This window comes from Nocardia higoensis NBRC 100133, assembly GCF_000308595.1.
GTDB lineage: Bacteria > Actinomycetota > Actinomycetes > Mycobacteriales > Mycobacteriaceae > Nocardia > Nocardia higoensis.
The window spans coordinates 13,335-30,820 of record NZ_BAGA01000121.1 but is presented as its reverse complement, the minus strand read 5'-3'; the positions used below and the strand labels follow the sequence as shown (position 1 = coordinate 30,820).

Sequence of the window (17,486 nt, the reverse complement as noted above, 5' to 3'; positions counted from 1 at the left end):
CGATCCTTTCTGCGGATATTGCAAGCTCCGGCAGAATATGAACTGGATCACAGAGACTGGAAGTGCACTTTGGGGGACAGGGGTCTCCCGGCCCGCCGGGCGCGGCGGCGCCCGACGGCCCGGAGCGGTTCGGCCACGCGGTGTCAGAAACCGGCTTCGCGGGCGACCAGTGCCAGCTCGAGACGGGAGTGGCAACCCGTCTGCTGCAGGATGCGGGTCACGTACTTCTTCACCGAATCCTCCGCGATGCAGAGGATCTCGGCGATCGCGGCATTGCTCTGGCCGTCGGCAACGAGCCGGATCACGTCACGCTGCCGTCCGGTCAGCCGGCTGACCGCCGCGACTTCCGGTCCGACGGGCAGGCGCTTGGTCACCGGGGCCAGTTGGCGTCCGACCAGGCGCAGGACACCGAGTTCGTGTGGCCCGAGCTCGGCCTCGGTGCGTCCGAAGATGCCGACCAGCGCGGTGCGCCCGCCTGCCAGGGGCAGCCGCATGGCGGCCGCCGAACCCACGTTCCATCGCCCCTGCAGGAAGTGGCGGATATAGGCCATCGAGGCGGCGGGAAGGCGCCCCTGATCGGTGAGTTCGTTGAGTGAGGCGACCGAGCTGCGCATCAGCTGCCGGACCGCGGCCGGCGAGCCGAACACGTCGTGGCTGGCCCATCGTTCCTGGTACTCCGGCAGCATCTTCGCCGTCGTGCCCTCGGTGAGCGGTGCGGCGTCCTCGAAGACGAGGTTGAACGTGGCTCCGGAAAAGAACGACACGTTGACGACGTCCAGGTGCCTGCACAGCGAATCCACCAGGCCCTCACGGAATTCCGTGAGCGTGGAGGCGTCGTGGCAGCCGGCGACGATGTCGAATGCCCGTCGGTAGTCGGTCACATCGAGGATTGCTGACGGTACCCAGGGGTTGGTCGTTGTCATCTCGTACTCCTTGTGCCCGGGCCATCCAAAGTGTCCCCCAATGTGGACTACATCACATGCGGCCCGGTTCATAGATTTACATCACCATCCGGCGCTGACGCCATCACATCCCTCTGACCAGGGGAAATGCCACCATTCGGGGGTGATGCGATCAGCCCGACGCTGACTAACGAAGGAGCACAGCTATGGCGGATCCGTCGGCCACCGTCCCGAAGTGGGGAGCGGGGGAGACCCTACCGCTCCCGAGCCGATACAACCGCGCGGTTCGCGAGCTGGTTGCCCGCCGCGCGGCGGAACTCGAGTTGAACTGGGCCACCGATGTCTTCACCCGATCGGCCGAGCTCTTCTCCGCCGAGGACGCGCGGGCGATCGAGCAGGAGGTGCTCGACAGCGGCTACCGGTTCGAGTTCTCCGCCACCGCCTCGCTCGATGCCGAGCCGGAGAAATACCGCAAGCTCGAGGCCGGCAGCAAGACCTTCGTGGTCGACGACGACGGCGCGGACGAAGGACTGCGGGGGCGCGGCGACAACGTCATCGCGACTGCCGAGAACACCGTCGGCACCGTGCTGCGGATCTCGCGCATCGAGCACGTCATGCAATTGCTCACCGACGGTGTTCCCCCCGGCACCATCGCGGTGATCGACGACTCCGGCGGCACCCTGACCGCGCCGATCCTGGAGGGCTTCCACGGGGTCATCTGCCTGGGTGGGACCGTGCGATCGCACCTGGGCATCCTGGCCCGCGAGTACAACGTGCCGACGCTCATGAACTGCCGGATCGAGGGTCTCGAAGACGGCGATCGCGTCGAGTTGGAGACCACGGCGGCCCCGCCCGCCGCAGACGCCTACGAGACCGGCGACACCGGTCACGCCCGAATCTGGAAACTGCAGAGCTGAGGAACCCGCGATGGCACGAGAACTGCGCTACATCGACCTGCTGGAATCGAACAGCTTCCTGCGCAATCTGAGTGACACCACCTACTGGTTGTGCATCACCCGCACGGTGCAGGAATCGAAGTTGTTCCCGATGAACCCGTACATGCTGCTGTCCTATCTGAACAGCTTCTACCGACTGCCGACGCTGCTGCGGGAGATCGACGCGGTCACCCCGGCCGAGGAGCTGGGCGACCGGGTCCGCGAGGCCAGCTTCAAGGTCGACACCGTCAACGCCGGATGGGGGATGCCCACCTTCTACCTGCTCGGCCGCGAGATGCTGTTGAGCTGGGGGCTCATCCGCCCGCAGGACGCGGTCGAAGACGTGCTCGACGTGCTCGACTTCAGCCGCCGCTTCAATCTCTCCTATCACCGCAACGACGGCCACCTCACCAACAAGGAATTCGGCGACCGTTCGCAGTTCCTGCCCGAGCGGACTCTGGACGGCTTCAAGGAACAACTGCTCGGCGTCGCGGCAGGCGACCGGCTGCACACCGCGACCGTGAAGCTGCTCGCGCAGCTGTCGCAGTACGCCTTCCTCGCGCACTGCGAGTGCCGGGTCGGCATCCACAACAGCGGCCCCTATCGGTGGGGCGAGAACCGCCAGTTGCTGGTGCGCGACTTCTTCGACCTCACCGAGGGCGACTACCCGTGGCTCGACGGCATCGCGGTGACCTTGCCGCACAACAACCTGACGATCCCGATCGTCTTCAAGGACACCGACTTCCGGCTGGTCGACGACTGGGCTTCCTTCGAAGCCGAGCCGAGCTACGACGCGAACAACATCGCGGCCGTCGGCATGTACACCAGTGACGCGCTGACCGACGGCTATGTGCCGGTGGGCATGGACAACGCCGAGGTGCTCGCCGAGACGATGGAGCAGTATCGCGACATCCTCGCCGAAGCCACCGCCGATCTGTGGAAGCGGATCTCGACATGGAGCCGCGAGCAGATGATCGACGCGGGCGCGCTGGTCTACTCCTCGGTCGGCAAGGACTTCGCGCATCTGGCCGGTACCTACCGCCAGTCGGACTGGTTCGAGCTCGACGCGCGGACGCAGCGGTTCAAGACCCTGATGAACGACGAATACGCCCGCGACGACCTTGCCGAACTCGTCGGCCTGCTGGGAATGCCGCAGCAGAAGGCCAGCCCCTACGTCATGGCCCGCTACTCCGGGCTGAACCAGCACATGCTCAGCGGCGTGCCGTTCTCGGTGCTCTCCGGCGACGACTACGCCCCGACCGTGGGCGATCAGCTCAGCGGATGGACCAGCCTGCCGGCGAAGACCGGACTGTGGACCACCAGTGCGGGCCGGATCGGCATCGACGAATACAACACGCGCGCACGCGGTTTCGCCCCGGCCGTGCACGACCCGAAATACCGCTACCTCGACGAGGAATGGGTGAAGTGGAATCACGACACCGAGCTGGCGGCCGATCTCTACCGGATCAGCCGTCCGGCAGCCGCGGGGCAGGACCGCCGGTGAGTGGGCAGCATCTGCAGATCGGCGACCTGATCGCCAGGGCGGGACGGACCTTCGGCGACGCGCCCGCACTGGTGGACGGTGCGCGCCGGGTCGGGTTCGCCGAGTTCGACCGGCTCACCGACCGGCTGGGCAACGCCCTGCTGGCGCGCGGCCTCGAACCCGGCGACCACGTGGCCGTACTGGCCCCCAACAGCATCGACGGCGTCGTCACCTACTACGCGCTCGCCAAGGCCGGCCTGGTCCGGGTGGCGCTCAACGGCCGCGAGACCGATGTGGAGCTGGCCTACAAGATCGAGGATTCGCGGGCCCGTGCCCTGGTCACCGCGGGTCGCGTGCCCGCGCCGACCGAGTTCGTGATCGATATGGCCGAACTGCCGGGGCTGATCGGAACCGCCGATCCGGCCCCGTGCCGGATCGCGCGTGATCCCGAAGCGCCGCTGCGTCTGGCCTACACCGGCGGCACGACGGGCAAGCCCAAGGCCGTGGTGCTCACCACGCGCAGCGAACTCGCCGAGATCGCCAACTTCCTGGTGGATCTGCTGCCTAACCTGCGCCCGGATTCGGTGATGCTGCACGCGGCCCCGATCACCCACGGCAGCGGCGCGTTCTTCCTGCCGCATCTGATCAAGGGCGCGGCCAACGTCATTCTGCCCAAGTTCAGTCCGCGGGCATTCGTCGACGCGGCGGTCGCGCACGGTGCGACGACCACTTTCATGGTGCCGACCATGATCTCGATGCTGCTCGAGGACACCGCCGCCGGCGTGGAGCGCTTGCGGCTCGAGCGATTGTGCTACGGCGGCGCCCCGATCGCCCCGGCCCTGCTCGCCCGCGGCATCGAGACACTGGGACCGGTTTTCGCCCAGCTCTACGGTCAGGCCGAGGCGCCGCTGGCGATCACCTGCCTGCAACCGTGGGAACACACGCCGCAACGCCTCGACTCGGCAGGCAAGCCCTACACCTTCGTGGAGGTGGACATCCGTGACGCGCAGGGTGTTTCACTGTCCCCGGGTGAGGCGGGCGAGGTGGTCACCCGCGGCCCGCACACGATGAGTTGCTACTGGCGCAGGCCGGAGGCGAGCGCCGAGACGCTCGGCGCGGACGGCTGGCTGCGGACCGGCGACATCGGCCGTCTGGACGAGGACGGCTATCTCTACCTGCTCGACCGCCGTCACGACGTCATCATCAGCGGTGGATTCAACGTCTACCCCCGTGAGGTCGAAGACGTCCTGCTCACGCATCCGGCGGTGCGGGAGGCCGCGGTGGTCGGCATCGACGACCCGAAATGGGGACAGCGGGTCTCGGCCGCCGTCGTGGTCAGGGAGCCGGTCGAAACCGCGACCCTGCTCGATCATTGCGCCCAGCGACTGGCCGACTTCAAGCGCCCCAAGCACATCGAACTCTGGGACGAGCTGCCCAAGAGTCCGGTCGGCAAGTCGTTGCGCCGCACCGTCCGGGAAGTCATGCACAGCACCCAGGAGGTTACCGAAAATGCTTGATACAGCCGACTTCGTCCTGCACGGCCTGACCCTGCGCCAGCTGGCGACCAGCGCACAGCTCGCCGACATCCTGGATCTGGATGCCGAGGAGATCGACGCCCACCTGGGCCGGGCGGTGACCGACGGCAAGGCCGTCGCGGCGCGCGGCGCCGCGATGATCACCCCGGCCGGCCGCGCGCACCTGGACGAGGTGTATCCGGTGGCCTTCGCCGGGGAACGCGCGAGCGAGGAGTTGCTCACTACGCTGGCCGCTTTCGAGCGGGGCATCAACAAGCAGATGTTGTCGCTGATGACCACCTGGCAGACGGTGACCGTCGACGGCGCCCAGCAGCCCAACGATCATTCCGATGCCGACTACGACGCCGCGGTGATCGACCGGCTGGCCCGGCTGCACGAACGCGCCGAGTCGGTGTTGAGTCCGTTCGCCGACGCCGATCCGCTGACCAAGCGGTTCATCGGGCGTCTCGACGCCGCACTGCGCCTGGTGGATCAGGGCGACCACGACTACGTCAGCAATGTGCGCGTGGACAGCTACCACACCGTCTGGTACCAGATGCACGAGCACCTGCTGCGGGTCATGGGCCAGGAGCGCGACGAATGAGCGCGCACGTGATCGATGCGGGCGAGGTGCTGCGGATCACCGAGCTCGTCGAGGAGCCGGCGCGGGAACTCGTGGGCGGCAAGGCATGGAGCCTGTGGCGGATGAGCCGCCTCGGCCTGCGCGTGCCCCCGGCCTTCGTGATCACCACCCGGGCCTGCACCGAGTACTTCGCCCGCGGTCGCGCCCTGCCGGAGGAACTGTTCGACGAGATTCGCGACGGCATCCGCTATCTCGAGCAGCAGACCGGACGCACGTTCGGCGCGGGGCCTGCCCCGCTGCTGGTCTCGGTGCGTTCCGGGGCGGCCGTGTCGATGCCGGGCATGATGGACACCATCCTGAATCTCGGGATCAACGCCGAGACCGAGACGGCGCTGGCCGCCGAATCCGGCAGCACCGAGTTCGCCGCCGATGTCCGGCGCCGCTTCTGCGCGCTGTACGGCAAGCTCGTCGCGGGCTGCCTGGAGGATCTGGAGGGCCTGCCCGACACCGCGGCCGTTCAGGCGGCCATCGCCGACGAGACCGGTGCGACGGTGCCCGCCGATCCGATGGAAGCGCTGCGCCAGGCCGTCGCGGCGGTCTTCGATTCCAGCAGGTCACGTCGCGCCAACGCCTATCGCGCGCACTACGGCATCCCCGATTCCCTCGGGACCGCGGTGACCGTGCAGGCGATGGTGTTCGGCAACCTCGACGACGACTCCGGGACCGGCGTGCTGTTCACCAGGAACCCGCTGACCGGCCACCGAGAGCCCTACGGCGAGTATCTGCCGCGCGGGCAGGGTGAGGACGTGGTGTCGGGCCGGGTCACCCCGCGCCCGCTGTCCTGGCTCGCCGAGCACCGGCCCGACCTGCACGATGAGCTGATCGCCGCCGCGGACCTGCTCGAGCAGGAGGGTCGCGACGCCCAGGACATCGAGTTCACCGTCCAGCACGGCACGCTGTATCTGTTGCAGTCGCGCCCGGCCAAGCGCACCGCACGCGCGGCGGTGCGGCTGGCCACCGCGCTGGTGGCGGAGTCGGTGATCGAGCCTGCCACCGCCTGCGCGCGGGTGAGCGCCGAGCAGATCCGGCATCTGCTGCGTCCGTCCATCGACGCCGACCAGGTGGGTGCGGCCGAACCGCTGGCCGCCGGGATCTGTGCCAGTCCCGGTTATGCCGTCGGACTCGCGGTCGCCACCGCCGAGCAGGCGCAACAGATTCCGGGCGCGATCCTGGTCCGCGAGTCCACCAGCCCCGAGGATGTGCACGGCATGATCGCCGCCGCGGCCGTGGTCACCGAGAACGGTGGCTCGACTTCGCACGCCGCGGTGGTCAGCCGGGCGCTGGACACGCCCTGCGTGGTCGGTTGCGGGCCGGGCACGGTCGAGGCTCTGGTCGGGCGTGTGGTGACCGTCGACGCGACCGGTGCGCGGGTCTTCGACGGCGAGATCGGCGGCCGGGCCACCACCGTCGACGGTGACGAAGATCTGCTCGCGCTGCTCGGCTGGGCGCGGGAGCTGTCGCCGGTGCGGGTCGTCCCGACGGTCGAGCAGGCGCTCGGCCCGGTCTTCGACGCCGACGCCGCGTTGGCCGCGGGCGCCGAGAGCCCGGAGGTCCCCGCCGGAACGGCCGCGGTGTGCGGTGCGTATTTCGACACCGATGCCGGTGTCCGGGCCGCGCTGGACGCCGGCGTCGAGGTGATCGTCTCGGGTAATCCGCTGCCGGTGCTGCTGGCCGCGATCGCGCATCGAAAGGAAGCACAGTGACCACAGCGACACCTCGGCAGGCGGGGGAGTCCGACACTCCGCGCATCGGAACGGCGGAGATCGCCGAGATCCTGCGGACATTCGAGCGCTCCCAGTGGGAGAGCATGCGGCTGACCGTCGGCGGTGTCACGGTGGCGGTCGGTAAGAACGGGCCACCGCCCGCGCCTGCCGCCGCGTCCGCTCCCGATCGGGTCGGACAGTCCGCGGCCGGTCCCGCCGAGTCCCGCACGGCCCCCGCCTCCGTCCCCGCAGAGACGCCCGCCACCACCCGGCCGGTGGTCGCGTCGGCCCCGCTCGACGAGACCGGACTGGTGGCGGTGACTTCGCCGACGGTCGGCACGTTCTGGGTCGCGCCCGAGCCGGGGTCCGGCCCGTTCGTCGAGGTCGGGTCGCGTATCGAAGCCGGCGACCAGCTCGCGATCGTCGAGGTGATGAAGCTGATGAACCCGGTCGTCAGCGAGGTCGCCGGGGAGATCGTGGCGGTGCGTGCCCAGGACGCCGAACTGGTCGAGTTCGGTCAGCCCCTGTTCCTCGTCCGGCCCGATGACTAGGCCTCCGATGACCGAGCCCCCGATGACCGAGCCGCCGATCACTAGGCTACGGGCAGCCGAGCGCGCGACCCGCGTCCCCGCGGGGACGCCGGTCGGCGCGGTACTCGGGCGGGTGCTGATCGCCAACCGGGGCGAGATCGCGGTGCGCGTGGTGCGGGCCTGCCGCACGCTCGGCCTGGAGAGCGTGGTCGTCACCTCGGCGGCCGACCGGGACAGTCTGGCCGCCGCGCTCGCCGACCGCGCCGTCTGCATCGGCGGGGCGAGCGCGTCGGCCAGCTATCTCGACGCCGACGCGGTGCTCACCGCAGCGCTCGGCACCGGCTGCGATGCCGTGCACCCCGGGTACGGATTCCTCTCGGAGAACCCCGAATTCGCCCGGCGCTGCGAGGCCGAAGGGCTGGTCTTCATCGGCCCGAACCCGCGCATCGTGGCGGGCACCGGCGACAAGGCGGCCGCCCGCGCGATCGCCGAGCAGGCAGGCGTGCGGGTGTTGTCCGGCTCCGGGATCACCGACAGCCCCGACGCGGCGGCCGAGGCCGCGGCGCGGATCGGATTCCCGGTGCTGATCAAGGCCGTCGCCGGTGGCGGTGGCCGCGGCATGTCGGTCGTCGCCGACGAGCGGGAATTGCGTCGCAGGCTGCCGACGGCGATCGCCGAGGCCGCCTCGGCCTTCGGCGACGGCCGCATCTACATCGAGAAGTTCATCGCCCGCGCCCGTCACATCGAGGTGCAGGTGGTCGGCGACAAGCACGGGTCGGTGGTCCATGTGGGCGAGCGGGACTGCAGCGCCCAGCGCCGGCATCAGAAGGTCGTGGAGGAATCGCCCGCACCCGGATTGAGCGGACCGACTCGTCGGCGTATCCACGAGGCCGCCGTCCGCTTCGCCGAAGCGGTCGAACTCGACAGTGCGGGCACGGTCGAATTCGTGTACGACGCCGACACCGACGAGTTCGCCTTCCTCGAGTTCAACGCGCGGATCCAGGTGGAACACCCGGTCTCGGAGATGGTCTCGGGGATCGACCTGGTCGCCGAGCAGATCCGGGTGGCAGCCGGGCTGCCGTTGTCGTTCGGCCAGGACGACGTGCGTGTGCACGGCCACGCCATCGAGGCCCGCGTGATGGCCGAGTCGCCCGAGCGCGGATTCGTTCCGGTGCCCGGCACCGTCACGGCCTGGCAGCCGCCCTCGGGCATCGGCATCCGGGTGGATTCGCACTGTCGAGCGGGCACCGTCATCAGCCCGTACTACGACTCGATGATCGCCAAGGTCATCGCCCACGCCCCTACCCGCGAGCAAGCGATCGACCGGTTGCTCGCCGCGCTGGCCGAACTCGGCGTGGACGGGGTGCCGACGACCATACCGTTCAACCTTTTCCTATTGCAGCACAACGTGTTCCGGGAAGCGGAAGTGACCACCAGGTGGATCGACCAGGTGGGCGCCGACGAGTACCGCGGCACCCTCGAGGAGACGAGATGAGCAGCTACCTGGACTGTGCCGACCGCGCCGCCGGCGGTCGACGCACGATCGAGATCATCGATCAGACTCTGCGCGACGGCCCGCAGAGCTGGTGGGGCATGCGGATGACGAAGGCGATCGGGCTGCCGATCGCCGGCGAACTGGACCGGACCGGATTCCACACCATCGACCTGGTCGGCAGCTCGATCTTCGAGGTCCTGGTGCGCCACTGCAAAGAGGACCCGTGGGATCAGCTGATCTCGCTGTCGAAGGCCATGCCGCGCACCACGGTTCGGGCGGGCACCCGCAGCAACGGCATCGTCACCTTCGGGCTGACCGCCGACAGCGTGATGGACCTGTGGGTCGAGCGGCTGTGCGCGCACGGGATCGGCAGCTTCTGGATCTACGACGGCCTGTTCAACATCCCGAAGATCGCCCGGCTGGTGAAGGTGGCGCAGTCCTTCGGCGCGCAGGCGATCCCGTGCATCCTCTTCGCCGATACACCGCACCACACCGACGAGTACTACGCTGCGCGTACCCGTGAGCTGGTGGCTCTCGGCATCGATGGCATCGAGATCGAGGACGCCGCGGGGCTGCTCACCCCCGAACGCGCGTACTCGCTGGTCGCGGCGATCAAGAAGGAGGCGGGTGCGCTGCCCGTCGAGGTGCACTTCCATTCCAACAACGCCTTGGCGCCGGTGAACTATCTGGAAGCCGTGCTCGCCGGGGCCGATCGGGTGCACACCGCCAGCCGGGCGCTGGCGGCGGGAGTCTCGCTGCCCTCCACCGAGAACACCATCGCGAATCTGCGTTATGCGGGCTTCGATGTCGATCTCGACGAGCCCCGGCTCGCCGTCGTGGAACAGCATCTGCGCACGGTGGCGGGTATCGACGGTCTGCCCATCGGGCAGCCCGCCGAATTCTCCCTCTACCAGTACCGTCACCAATTGCCCGGTGGCATGGCGGGAACCTTCAAAGCCCAGTTGAAGGACCGGGGTATGGAGGAGCGTTTCGAGGAAGTCCTCGACGAGATGTCGCTGATCCGCCGAGAACTCGGCTATCCGGTGATGGCGACGCCGTTCTCGCAGCTGGTCGGAACCCAGGCCGTGCTGAACGTGGTCTCCGGCGACCGGTATTCGGTGGTGCCCGACGAAGTCCTGCTGTATGTCAACGGCTTCTACGGCGCGCCGGTGGCGCCGCTGGACCAGAACGTGCTCGACAAGATCATGGCCGGCCCCAAGGCGAAGAGCTACGCCGAGTGGGAGCCGCCGCAGCCGGAGCTGTCGGAGCTGCGCCAGAAGTTCGGTGCCGGCATCAGCGACGACGAGCTGATCCTGCGGCTGCTGGTGCCCGAGCACGACATCGAGGTCATGCGCGCCACCCCGCCGCGCACCGTCGACTACGGCCTGACCAGCCGCGAGACGGCCGCGGTCCGCACCCTGATCTCCACCGCGGTCGGCGCGTACCTGCACGTGGAATCCGGTGGTTTCGAACTCACCCTGCACGGAGACCACTGATGAGCGCGTCGTCGGCGAGATCCGAGCTGACCGAGCGGCCGACCAAGCGCCGCGCCGGGGCGGAGGCGGGCGGGTTGCCGGTCGCCGATCCGCGGCCGCGGGTGGTCGACGGGCTGTTGCGCGGGGCCAGGTGCGTGCAGTGCCGCCACCCGCTCGCCCAGCCCGATGTGCCGTGGTGTCCGGTCTGTTTCGGCGCCGTCGAAGACTGTGGCTTCGCCCCGGTGGGGGTGGTGTGGTCCGCTACCACCGTGCGCATACCGGTCGGGCGCTGGGCCGCGCCGTTCGGGCTCGCCTACCTCGACGTCGTCGACGGCCCCCGTGTTCTGGTGCACGTGCGGTGCGATCCCGCGCCACGCATCGGCGAACGAATCGAATTCACCTGTACAGACAGCGGAGATCTCGCCGAGATCGGACTGGAACGGGAGGACAACCGGTGACGACGGAAGCCGCGATCTGGGGAGTGGGAACCTCCGACTTCGGCGTCTTCGCCGATCGCCGGGTGGAAAGCCTGGCCTGGCAGGCGGTGATGGAGGCGATCGGCGACGCGGGCATCACTCCCGGCGAGATCGAGGCGATCATCGTCGGTTCGGTGTTCGGTCCGCCCGGTGTCGCCACTCGCGTCCAACGCGGTCTCGGCGTGGGAACCGTCCCGATGTGGACGATCGAGAACGCCTGCGCCAGCGGAACCAGCGCCTACCACGAGGCGGTCACCGCGGTGCGCGCCGGTCGCTACGGCTGCGTGCTGGTGATCGGCGTCGAGCAGATGTCGACGCTGTTCACCGGTGCGATCGTGCCCGAGGCGACCGACCCCGAAGGCGCGACCGGGTTGCCGCTGCCCGGGCTGTACGCGCTGACCGCTGCCCGCTACCTCGACCGCTACGGGCTCACGCCCGGGCAACTGGCGGCGGTCGCGGTGAAGAACAAGACCAACGGCGTCGACAATCCGCGCGCGCACCTGCGCCGCGAGCCGCCGACGGTCGAGGCGGTGCTCGCCTCGCGGCCGATCGCCGACCCGTTGACCATGCTCCAGTGCTGTCCCACCACCGACGGCGCGGGCGCGATCGTCGTCGGCGCGGGTAGGCGCAGCGCGCGCGATGTCCTGGTCGAGTCCTCGACGATGGTGTCAGGGCAGTCCTGGGATCAGCGCCACGACGAGGTGTGGGGGTTCTCGTGCGTACGCCGGGCCGGTGAGATCGCGCTGGCCGAGGCAGGCCGCCGGATCGGGGAGATCGATGTGTTCGAGGTCCACGACGCCTTCACCATCGGGGAGATCACCACGCTCGAGGCGCTCGGGGTGGCCGAGGTCGGCGCGGGTGGTGAGCTGGCGGTGTCCGGGCACACCGCCCGCGCCGGGGCGCAACCGGTCAATCCCAGCGGCGGGCTGCTCTCCCGCGGGCATCCGCTGGGCGCGACCGGTACCGCCCAATTGGCCGAGATCGTCTGGCAGTTGCGTGGTGAGGCCGGGCCGCGCCAGGTTCGGCGGCACGACGTCGGCATGGTCGAGACGATGGGCGGCGGCGCGGCCGGGATGGACGGCAACGCCTGCGTGGTGACGGTGCTGTCGGTATGAGATCACCCAATCCACCGCCGGCGGCCATTCCGCCGACGGTGATATCCGGCAGCGATATCGCCGGCAGCCATGACACCGAACACTCCGACAATCGGTTCATCCGGGAGGTTGCATCATGACCGCCATCGAGGCGCACGAACCGCCGCAGGGCCTGCTCGGCTTCCGGCCGGTGGCGCGGCTGCGCACCGCCGACGGCCGACAGGTCGCGCCGGGACGGTTGTTCCGCAGCGCCACACCACAATTCGTCGGCGCTGATGCCGCACGCCGGTTCGTGGACGCGGTCGGATTGCGGACCATCATCGACCTGAGGCTGCCGCGGGAGGTGCGCAAGGAAGGCAGCGGCGGGTTCGCCGGGACCGGAGCCCGGATCGTCAACGTGCCCTTCGCCGTTCGCGAGACCGTGCGCGCGGAGTCGGCCGTTGCGCCGATGACGAGCCCGGACCCGCTGGTGGGGACCTACCTCGGTTATCTGGCCGACGGGTCGGCGTTCCGTCGCGTCATCGAAACCCTGCTCGCCGCGGACGGTCTGCCCGCGCTCGTGCACTGCACGCTCGGTAAGGACCGGACCGGGGTGGCCTACGCGATCCTGCTCGACGCCCTCGGCATCCTGCGTGCCGACATCGCCGCCGACTACGCGCGGAGCACGGGCGAGGTCGCGGACATGATGAATCGCCTGCGGGATATGGCGAGCTACGGCGACGACGTGGCGGTGTATCCGCCCGAGGCCTACAGCACGTCCCCGGCGAACGTGCTGCGTTTCCTCGCCTGGGTCGATCTGACCTTCGGCGGTTCCCGGAGCTACCTGGAGTCCGCCGGCGTCGGCGCGGCGGCGCTCGACGAACTCGCCGCGAAGATCCTGGAGCCGGGCGAGGGCGCCGTCATGACGCAGGTCACCCGGTCGATCACCCTCGACGCCTCCGCCGAGGAGACCTGGCGGGTGGTCGGTGACGTGGCGAACGTGCACCGGTGGGTGCCCGCACTGATCGACACCACGATGGACGCCGACATACGGACCGTCACCTTCGCCGACGGCGCACCGGCGCGCGAACGCGTCCTCGCCCGCAGCGACGAGGACCGCACCTACACCTACACCTACCTCGACGGTCCGATTCCGCTCGACGAGTACTTCTCCACGCTGTCGGTCGGTCCCCATCATCACGACCGCGGCGCACTGGTGACCTGGACCGCGACTCTGGCCGCCACGCCCGAGGTCGTCCAGAGCGTGGACGAGATGTACCGGACGAGCCTGGCCCGCTTGGAGGAACTGCTCGGCTGAACTCGCACCCGGTCCGGGCCACCGCGTCGGCGGCGGCCCGGACCGGTCGTTCACCGGCTGCTGGGGAATTCCGGTGCGCGCTTGGACAGGAACGCCTCGACGCCTGCCCGGCCGTCCCGGCTCGCCGCCAGGGCTCGGATGGACAAGGCCTCGCGCCGTCGGGCCACCTCGGCGGCCGGGGTCGCGATCTCGCGCAGCAGTCGCTTCGAGGCGACCTGCGCGGCCCGGGATCCGGCGCGCAGTTCGTCCACGATCTCGGCGACCGCGGCGTCGAACTCGTCGTCGGGGGCCACCCGGCCAACCAGGCCGATCGCATGTGCCTGCTCGGCGGTGATCACCGGATTCAGCAGGGTCGACCACAGCGCGCGGTGCAGGCCGAACGACGCGGTCAGCAGCGAACTGCCGCCATCGGGGGAGAAGCCGATCTTGGTGTAGGCGGAGGTGAAGCGCGCGGAGGCGGCCGCCACCACCAGGTCGGCCGCCGCCGCCAGCGCCAGACCCGCTCCGGCGGCCACGCCGCGCACCGCCGAGACGACCACGGCGTCCATCCGCTGCAGATCGCTGACCACCCGATGCAGACTTTCGGCGAGATCGTCGACCATCTGCTCGACATCGGTGGCCGCGGCGAAGGCGCGGATGTCACCGCCGACGCTGAACGCGCGGTCGCCGCCGGTGAGAACGACGACGTGGACGTCGTCGGCCCGCGCGCGCCGCACCGCGCCCGCCAGCGCGTCCACCGCCGCCTGGTTGATCGGATTGCCGTGCGCGGAGTCGGCGAGGGTGAGGTAGGCGACGCGGTCGCGCGAGGTGTACTCGACCGCGCTCATCGGGCGTCCGCCTGCGGATCGAGGAACAGGTCCGGGTCCAGCGGCCGCGAGCCGTCGCCGATGCGATACCGGTCCAGATCGGTGATGCCCTCCTCGGCGAGCACCTCGTCGTCGATGAAGAAATTGCCGGTGCACTCGCGGCCGTCGCGGAGCAGGATCGCGTGGGCGGCATCGGCGACGATCTCCGGGGAACGTGAACCCTGCAATGCCTCGTCGCCGCCGAGCAGATTGGAAACCGCGGCGGTGGCGATGGTCGTGCGCGGCCACAGCGAGTTGACTCCGACTCCGGCCTCGCGCAGTTCCTCGGCCAGCCCGAGGGTCACCATACTCATGCCGTACTTGGCCATCGTGTACGCCAGGTACTGCCCGGCCCACTTGGGGCGCATGTCCAGCGGCGGCGAGAGCGTGAGTATGTGGGGCGCGGCGCTGCGCTCCAGATGCGGGATCGCGAGCTTGCTCAGCAGGAACGCGCCGCGGGCGTTGATGTCCTGCATCAGGTCGTAGCTCTTCATCTCGATGTGTCGGGCCGGCCGCAGATCCAGCGCGCTGGCGTTGTTGACGACCACGTCGATGCCGCCGAAGCGCTCGACCGCGGCGTCGACCGCGCGCTGGACGTCGGCGTCCACCCGCACGTCGCCGACGACGGCCAGCGCCTGCCCGCCTGCCTGTTCGATCTCGCGCGCCGCGGTGTGGATGGTGCCGGGCAGCCGGGGGTGCGGTTGGCTGGTCTTGGCCAGCATGACCACGTTCGCGCCCTCCCGCGCCGCCCGCAGGGCGATGGCCAGGCCGATGCCCCGGCTGCCGCCGGACATCAGCAGCGTTCGGTTCGCCAGTGTCGCATCGGCCTTCGCCGGGGTTGCGCTGCCGTTCGGCGGTGTGGATGTGCCTTCAGGGGGTGTGGATGTGCTCTGCTGCGGTGTCGTCATATCTCCTCCGACGGTGTCGTCAGGTGTCCTGCGTGTTGTCTCCGCGCGCTCGCGGCTCGGGTGGTGCTTGTAGGGCAGGCGATTTCGCGGGCGGTCTCAGCGATCCAGCTGGGCGTGGCCACGTTCGACGAGCGCGGGAACCATCGCGCCGAGCCCTTCGAATCCGTCGCCGACGGTCAGTCCCTGCCGCATGCGGTAGTGGATGCCCTCGAAGATCGCGGCGATCTTGAAATAGGCGAAGCCCAGGTACCAGGGGAGCTCGGACAGATCGTGGTTCGAGTGCGCGCGGTAGGTCTCGATCAGCCGTTCGGAGGCGGGGAAGCCGGGGATATCGCCCGGCACGGCCGCGACGGGGCTGTCGAGGCCGCGGATGCCGTCCCACCACACGACCATCGAGGCGAGGTCGGTGAGCGGATCGCCCACGGTGGCCATTTCCCAATCCAGGATCGCCACGACGCGGACAGCGCCGGGGTCGATCACCACGTTGTCGAGCCGGTAGTCACCGTGCACCAGCCCGTGGGCCTGCGCTGCCGGCAGGGCGGCGGCCAAGCGGTCGCCGAGCGCGGTCAGTTCGGGCAGATCGCGGCTGTGTGAGGCGGTCAGCTGGGCCTTCCACCGGCGCACCTGCCGCTCGAGAAAGCCCTCGGGCCGTCCGAAATCGACTAATCCGACCTCCGCGGGGTCGAGTCGATGCAGCCGGGCGAGGGTGGCGGCGAGTTCGTCGGCGAGCCGGTCGGCCGAGTCGGCGAGAGGCTCCACCTGCGCGCGGTCGCGTGGGACCAGACCCTCACTGAATTCCATGATGTAGAACGGCGTTCCGATGATCTCCGGTCCCGCCGCGACCACCGGCCGCGGGACCGGCACCGTGCTGGGGTGCAGGGCGCGCAGCACCCGGAATTCGCGCTCCATGTCGTGGGCGGTGGCCAGCACGTGGCCGAGCGGCGGTCGCCGCAGCACCCACCGCCGTTGCCCGTCGGTGAGCAGGTAGGTCAGATTCGACCGTCCGCCGGAGAGCAGTTCGACCCGCAACGGTCCGTGCAGCAGGCCGGGCTCGGCGGCCTCCAGGAAGTGTTGGAGAGCGGGAACGTCAACCCCGGGCGGGGTGTCAGCGGACATGGCTGGCCTTCTTTCTGAAACCGAGCGATCGAACGGTTAGTCTGAACAAGCCGTGAAGGTAGTTGCCGCCGTCGTCGGTGTCAACGCCGACTAGGCTCGCCCCGATTCGGAAAGGAGTGTGGAGTGACCGGGAAACCGCAGGACGGGCGGGATGCCGCCGAGCGCGCGGCGCTGGGGCGGCGGCTGCGGCAGGCGCGGCAGCGGCAAGGCATGACGTTGCGTGAGGTGGCTCCCGCGCTCGGGGTCAGCGTCGGTACCTGGAGCGGCGTCGAGAACGGAACGACTCGGATCACCGATGATCGGCTGCGGGCCGCGGCCGGGCTGTTCGGTATGGATGCCGATGAGCTGCGCGCGCCGTCCGCCTCGGCCGCGGTCGACGGGCAGAGCTGGCGGGAGTTTCCGCCCCTGCGGCTGCCGCCGCCGTTGGCGGGAGCGCTGGATGCCTTCGTCGAGCTCGGCTATCACGGCGCCACGATCCGCGACGTCGCGGACCGGGCGGGATTGTCGGTCGCCGGCGTCTATCACCATTGGCCGACCAAGCAGCACCTGCTGGTGGCGCTGCTCGAGCTGACCATGGACGACCTGCGCAAAAGGTGCCGAGCCGCGCGTGCCGAGGCCGACAGTCCGGTGGAGCGGTTCGAGCGGCTGGTCGAGTGTCTGGCGCTGTATCACACCCATTATCGGGAGCTGGGCTTCATCGGCGCCAGCGAGATGCGCAGCGTCGAGCAGCCGCATCGCGAACGTATCGCCGCGGCCAGGCGGGAGGTGCAGCACATGGTCGACGACGAGGTCGTGGAGGGCTGTCGCAGGAAGCTGATGGGCGCGCCGCTGCCTCGCGAGGCGGCGCGGGCGGTCGTGACGATGTGCACCGCCCTGCCTCAGTGGTGGTCGCCGGCCAAAGAGCACAGCCCGGAGGAGATCGCGCGGCAGTATGTCGAGTTCGCGCGCGATCTCGTTCGGGTCGGCCGCTGAACATGCCTGCCCGCCGCGCCGCCACCGCCCGCTCGATTGACCCGCCTGCATGGCGCCCCTATAGTTCGGACCGACCGTTTGATCGGTAAATTTCAGGA

General features: G+C 69.5%; 16 protein-coding genes. 12 read left to right on the top strand and 4 right to left on the bottom strand.

Annotated elements, in window-relative coordinates; all coding sequences use genetic code 11:
• Positions 1 to 143 precede the first annotated feature (143 nt).
• Complete coding sequence (locus ON26_RS22150) at positions 144 to 923, bottom strand: helix-turn-helix transcriptional regulator (protein ID WP_040798156.1); 780 nt, start codon at positions 921 to 923, stop codon at positions 144 to 146.
• Between the two features lie 185 nt (positions 924 to 1,108).
• Here ON26_RS22150 and ON26_RS22145 point away from each other — a divergent pair, with 185 nt between their 5' ends.
• The 11 genes from ON26_RS22145 to ON26_RS22095 all read left to right on the top strand — a co-directional run bounded on the left by ON26_RS22145 (position 1,109) and on the right by ON26_RS22095 (position 13,547).
• Positions 1,109 to 1,819, top strand: coding sequence for a PEP-utilizing enzyme (locus tag ON26_RS22145; RefSeq protein WP_040798155.1), 711 nt, complete (start codon positions 1,109 to 1,111; stop codon positions 1,817 to 1,819).
• 10 nt (positions 1,820 to 1,829) lie between these two features.
• Positions 1,830 to 3,341, top strand: coding sequence for a hypothetical protein (locus ON26_RS22140; RefSeq protein ID WP_040798154.1), 1,512 nt, complete (start codon positions 1,830 to 1,832; stop codon positions 3,339 to 3,341).
• Entirely contained in the window at positions 3,338 to 4,837 is a 1,500-nt protein-coding gene (locus ON26_RS22135) for a class I adenylate-forming enzyme family protein (protein WP_040798153.1), read from the top strand. Before ON26_RS22140 ends, ON26_RS22135 begins: the two co-directional genes overlap by 4 nt.
• Positions 4,830 to 5,438 (top strand): hypothetical protein, encoded by a 609-nt coding sequence (locus tag ON26_RS22130; protein WP_040798152.1) that lies wholly within the window; start codon positions 4,830 to 4,832, stop codon positions 5,436 to 5,438. Before ON26_RS22135 ends, ON26_RS22130 begins: the two co-directional genes overlap by 8 nt.
• A complete protein-coding gene (locus ON26_RS22125; RefSeq protein WP_051027359.1) occupies positions 5,435 to 7,180 on the top strand; it encodes a pyruvate, phosphate dikinase in 1,746 nt (581 codons plus the stop codon). Before ON26_RS22130 ends, ON26_RS22125 begins: the two co-directional genes overlap by 4 nt.
• Complete coding sequence (locus ON26_RS22120) at positions 7,177 to 7,731, top strand: acetyl-CoA carboxylase biotin carboxyl carrier protein (RefSeq protein WP_040798151.1); 555 nt, start codon at positions 7,177 to 7,179, stop codon at positions 7,729 to 7,731. The genes ON26_RS22125 and ON26_RS22120 overlap by 4 nt, the downstream gene beginning before the upstream one ends.
• Positions 7,732 to 7,738: 7 nt before the next feature.
• Positions 7,739 to 9,205 carry an acetyl-CoA carboxylase biotin carboxylase subunit gene (locus ON26_RS22115; RefSeq protein WP_245545975.1) on the top strand — a complete coding sequence of 489 codons (1,467 nt, stop codon included), beginning with the start codon at positions 7,739 to 7,741 and terminating at the stop codon, positions 9,203 to 9,205.
• On the top strand, positions 9,202 to 10,701 hold the full coding sequence (locus ON26_RS22110) for a hydroxymethylglutaryl-CoA lyase-like TIM-barrel protein (RefSeq protein WP_040798150.1): 1,500 nt from the start codon (positions 9,202 to 9,204) through the stop codon (positions 10,699 to 10,701). Before ON26_RS22115 ends, ON26_RS22110 begins: the two co-directional genes overlap by 4 nt.
• A complete protein-coding gene (locus ON26_RS22105; RefSeq protein ID WP_040798149.1) occupies positions 10,701 to 11,138 on the top strand; it encodes an OB-fold domain-containing protein in 438 nt (145 codons plus the stop codon). Before ON26_RS22110 ends, ON26_RS22105 begins: the two co-directional genes overlap by 1 nt.
• Positions 11,135 to 12,271 (top strand): thiolase family protein, encoded by a 1,137-nt coding sequence (locus ON26_RS22100; RefSeq protein ID WP_040798148.1) that lies wholly within the window; start codon positions 11,135 to 11,137, stop codon positions 12,269 to 12,271. Before ON26_RS22105 ends, ON26_RS22100 begins: the two co-directional genes overlap by 4 nt.
• A gap of 115 nt (positions 12,272 to 12,386) precedes the next feature.
• On the top strand, positions 12,387 to 13,547 hold the full coding sequence (locus tag ON26_RS22095) for a tyrosine-protein phosphatase (RefSeq protein WP_040798147.1): 1,161 nt from the start codon (positions 12,387 to 12,389) through the stop codon (positions 13,545 to 13,547).
• 50 nt (positions 13,548 to 13,597) lie between these two features.
• Here ON26_RS22095 and ON26_RS22090 read toward each other — a convergent pair whose 3' ends face one another.
• The 3 genes from ON26_RS22090 to ON26_RS22080 all read right to left on the bottom strand — a co-directional run bounded on the left by ON26_RS22090 (position 13,598) and on the right by ON26_RS22080 (position 16,416).
• Entirely contained in the window at positions 13,598 to 14,374 is a 777-nt protein-coding gene (locus ON26_RS22090; protein ID WP_040798146.1) for an enoyl-CoA hydratase/isomerase family protein, read from the bottom strand.
• Positions 14,371 to 15,300, bottom strand: a complete 930-nt coding sequence (locus ON26_RS22085) for an SDR family oxidoreductase (RefSeq protein WP_083884282.1) — start codon at positions 15,298 to 15,300, stop codon at positions 14,371 to 14,373. Before ON26_RS22085 ends, ON26_RS22090 begins: the two co-directional genes overlap by 4 nt.
• Before the next feature lie 96 nt (positions 15,301 to 15,396).
• Positions 15,397 to 16,416 (bottom strand): phosphotransferase family protein, encoded by a 1,020-nt coding sequence (locus tag ON26_RS22080; RefSeq protein ID WP_040798145.1) that lies wholly within the window; start codon positions 16,414 to 16,416, stop codon positions 15,397 to 15,399.
• A gap of 123 nt (positions 16,417 to 16,539) precedes the next feature.
• Here ON26_RS22080 and ON26_RS22075 point away from each other — a divergent pair, with 123 nt between their 5' ends.
• Entirely contained in the window at positions 16,540 to 17,388 is an 849-nt protein-coding gene (locus ON26_RS22075) for a TetR-type transcription factor C-terminal domain-containing protein (RefSeq protein ID WP_245545973.1), read from the top strand.
• Positions 17,389 to 17,486: the final 98 nt, after the last annotated feature.

Excerpts from the sequence above, each read along its gene's own strand:
- ON26_RS22085 (WP_083884282.1), bottom strand. The coding sequence starts at position 15,300 with ATGACGACACCGCAGCAGAGCACATCCACACCCCCTGAAGGCACATCC.
- ON26_RS22080 (WP_040798145.1), bottom strand. The coding sequence starts at position 16,416 with ATGTCCGCTGACACCCCGCCCGGGGTTGACGTTCCCGCTCTCCAACAC.
- ON26_RS22090 (WP_040798146.1), bottom strand. The coding sequence starts at position 14,374 with ATGAGCGCGGTCGAGTACACCTCGCGCGACCGCGTCGCCTACCTCACC.
- ON26_RS22105 (WP_040798149.1), top strand. The coding sequence starts at position 10,701 with ATGAGCGCGTCGTCGGCGAGATCCGAGCTGACCGAGCGGCCGACCAAG.
- ON26_RS22130 (WP_040798152.1), top strand. The coding sequence starts at position 4,830 with ATGCTTGATACAGCCGACTTCGTCCTGCACGGCCTGACCCTGCGCCAG.
- ON26_RS22140 (WP_040798154.1), top strand. The coding sequence starts at position 1,830 with ATGGCACGAGAACTGCGCTACATCGACCTGCTGGAATCGAACAGCTTC.
- ON26_RS22115 (WP_245545975.1), top strand. The coding sequence starts at position 7,739 with ATGACCGAGCCCCCGATGACCGAGCCGCCGATCACTAGGCTACGGGCA.
- ON26_RS22145 (WP_040798155.1), top strand. The coding sequence starts at position 1,109 with ATGGCGGATCCGTCGGCCACCGTCCCGAAGTGGGGAGCGGGGGAGACC.
- ON26_RS22125 (WP_051027359.1), top strand. The coding sequence starts at position 5,435 with ATGAGCGCGCACGTGATCGATGCGGGCGAGGTGCTGCGGATCACCGAG.
- ON26_RS22150 (WP_040798156.1), bottom strand. The coding sequence starts at position 923 with ATGACAACGACCAACCCCTGGGTACCGTCAGCAATCCTCGATGTGACC.
- ON26_RS22095 (WP_040798147.1), top strand. The coding sequence starts at position 12,387 with ATGACCGCCATCGAGGCGCACGAACCGCCGCAGGGCCTGCTCGGCTTC.
- ON26_RS22110 (WP_040798150.1), top strand. The coding sequence starts at position 9,202 with ATGAGCAGCTACCTGGACTGTGCCGACCGCGCCGCCGGCGGTCGACGC.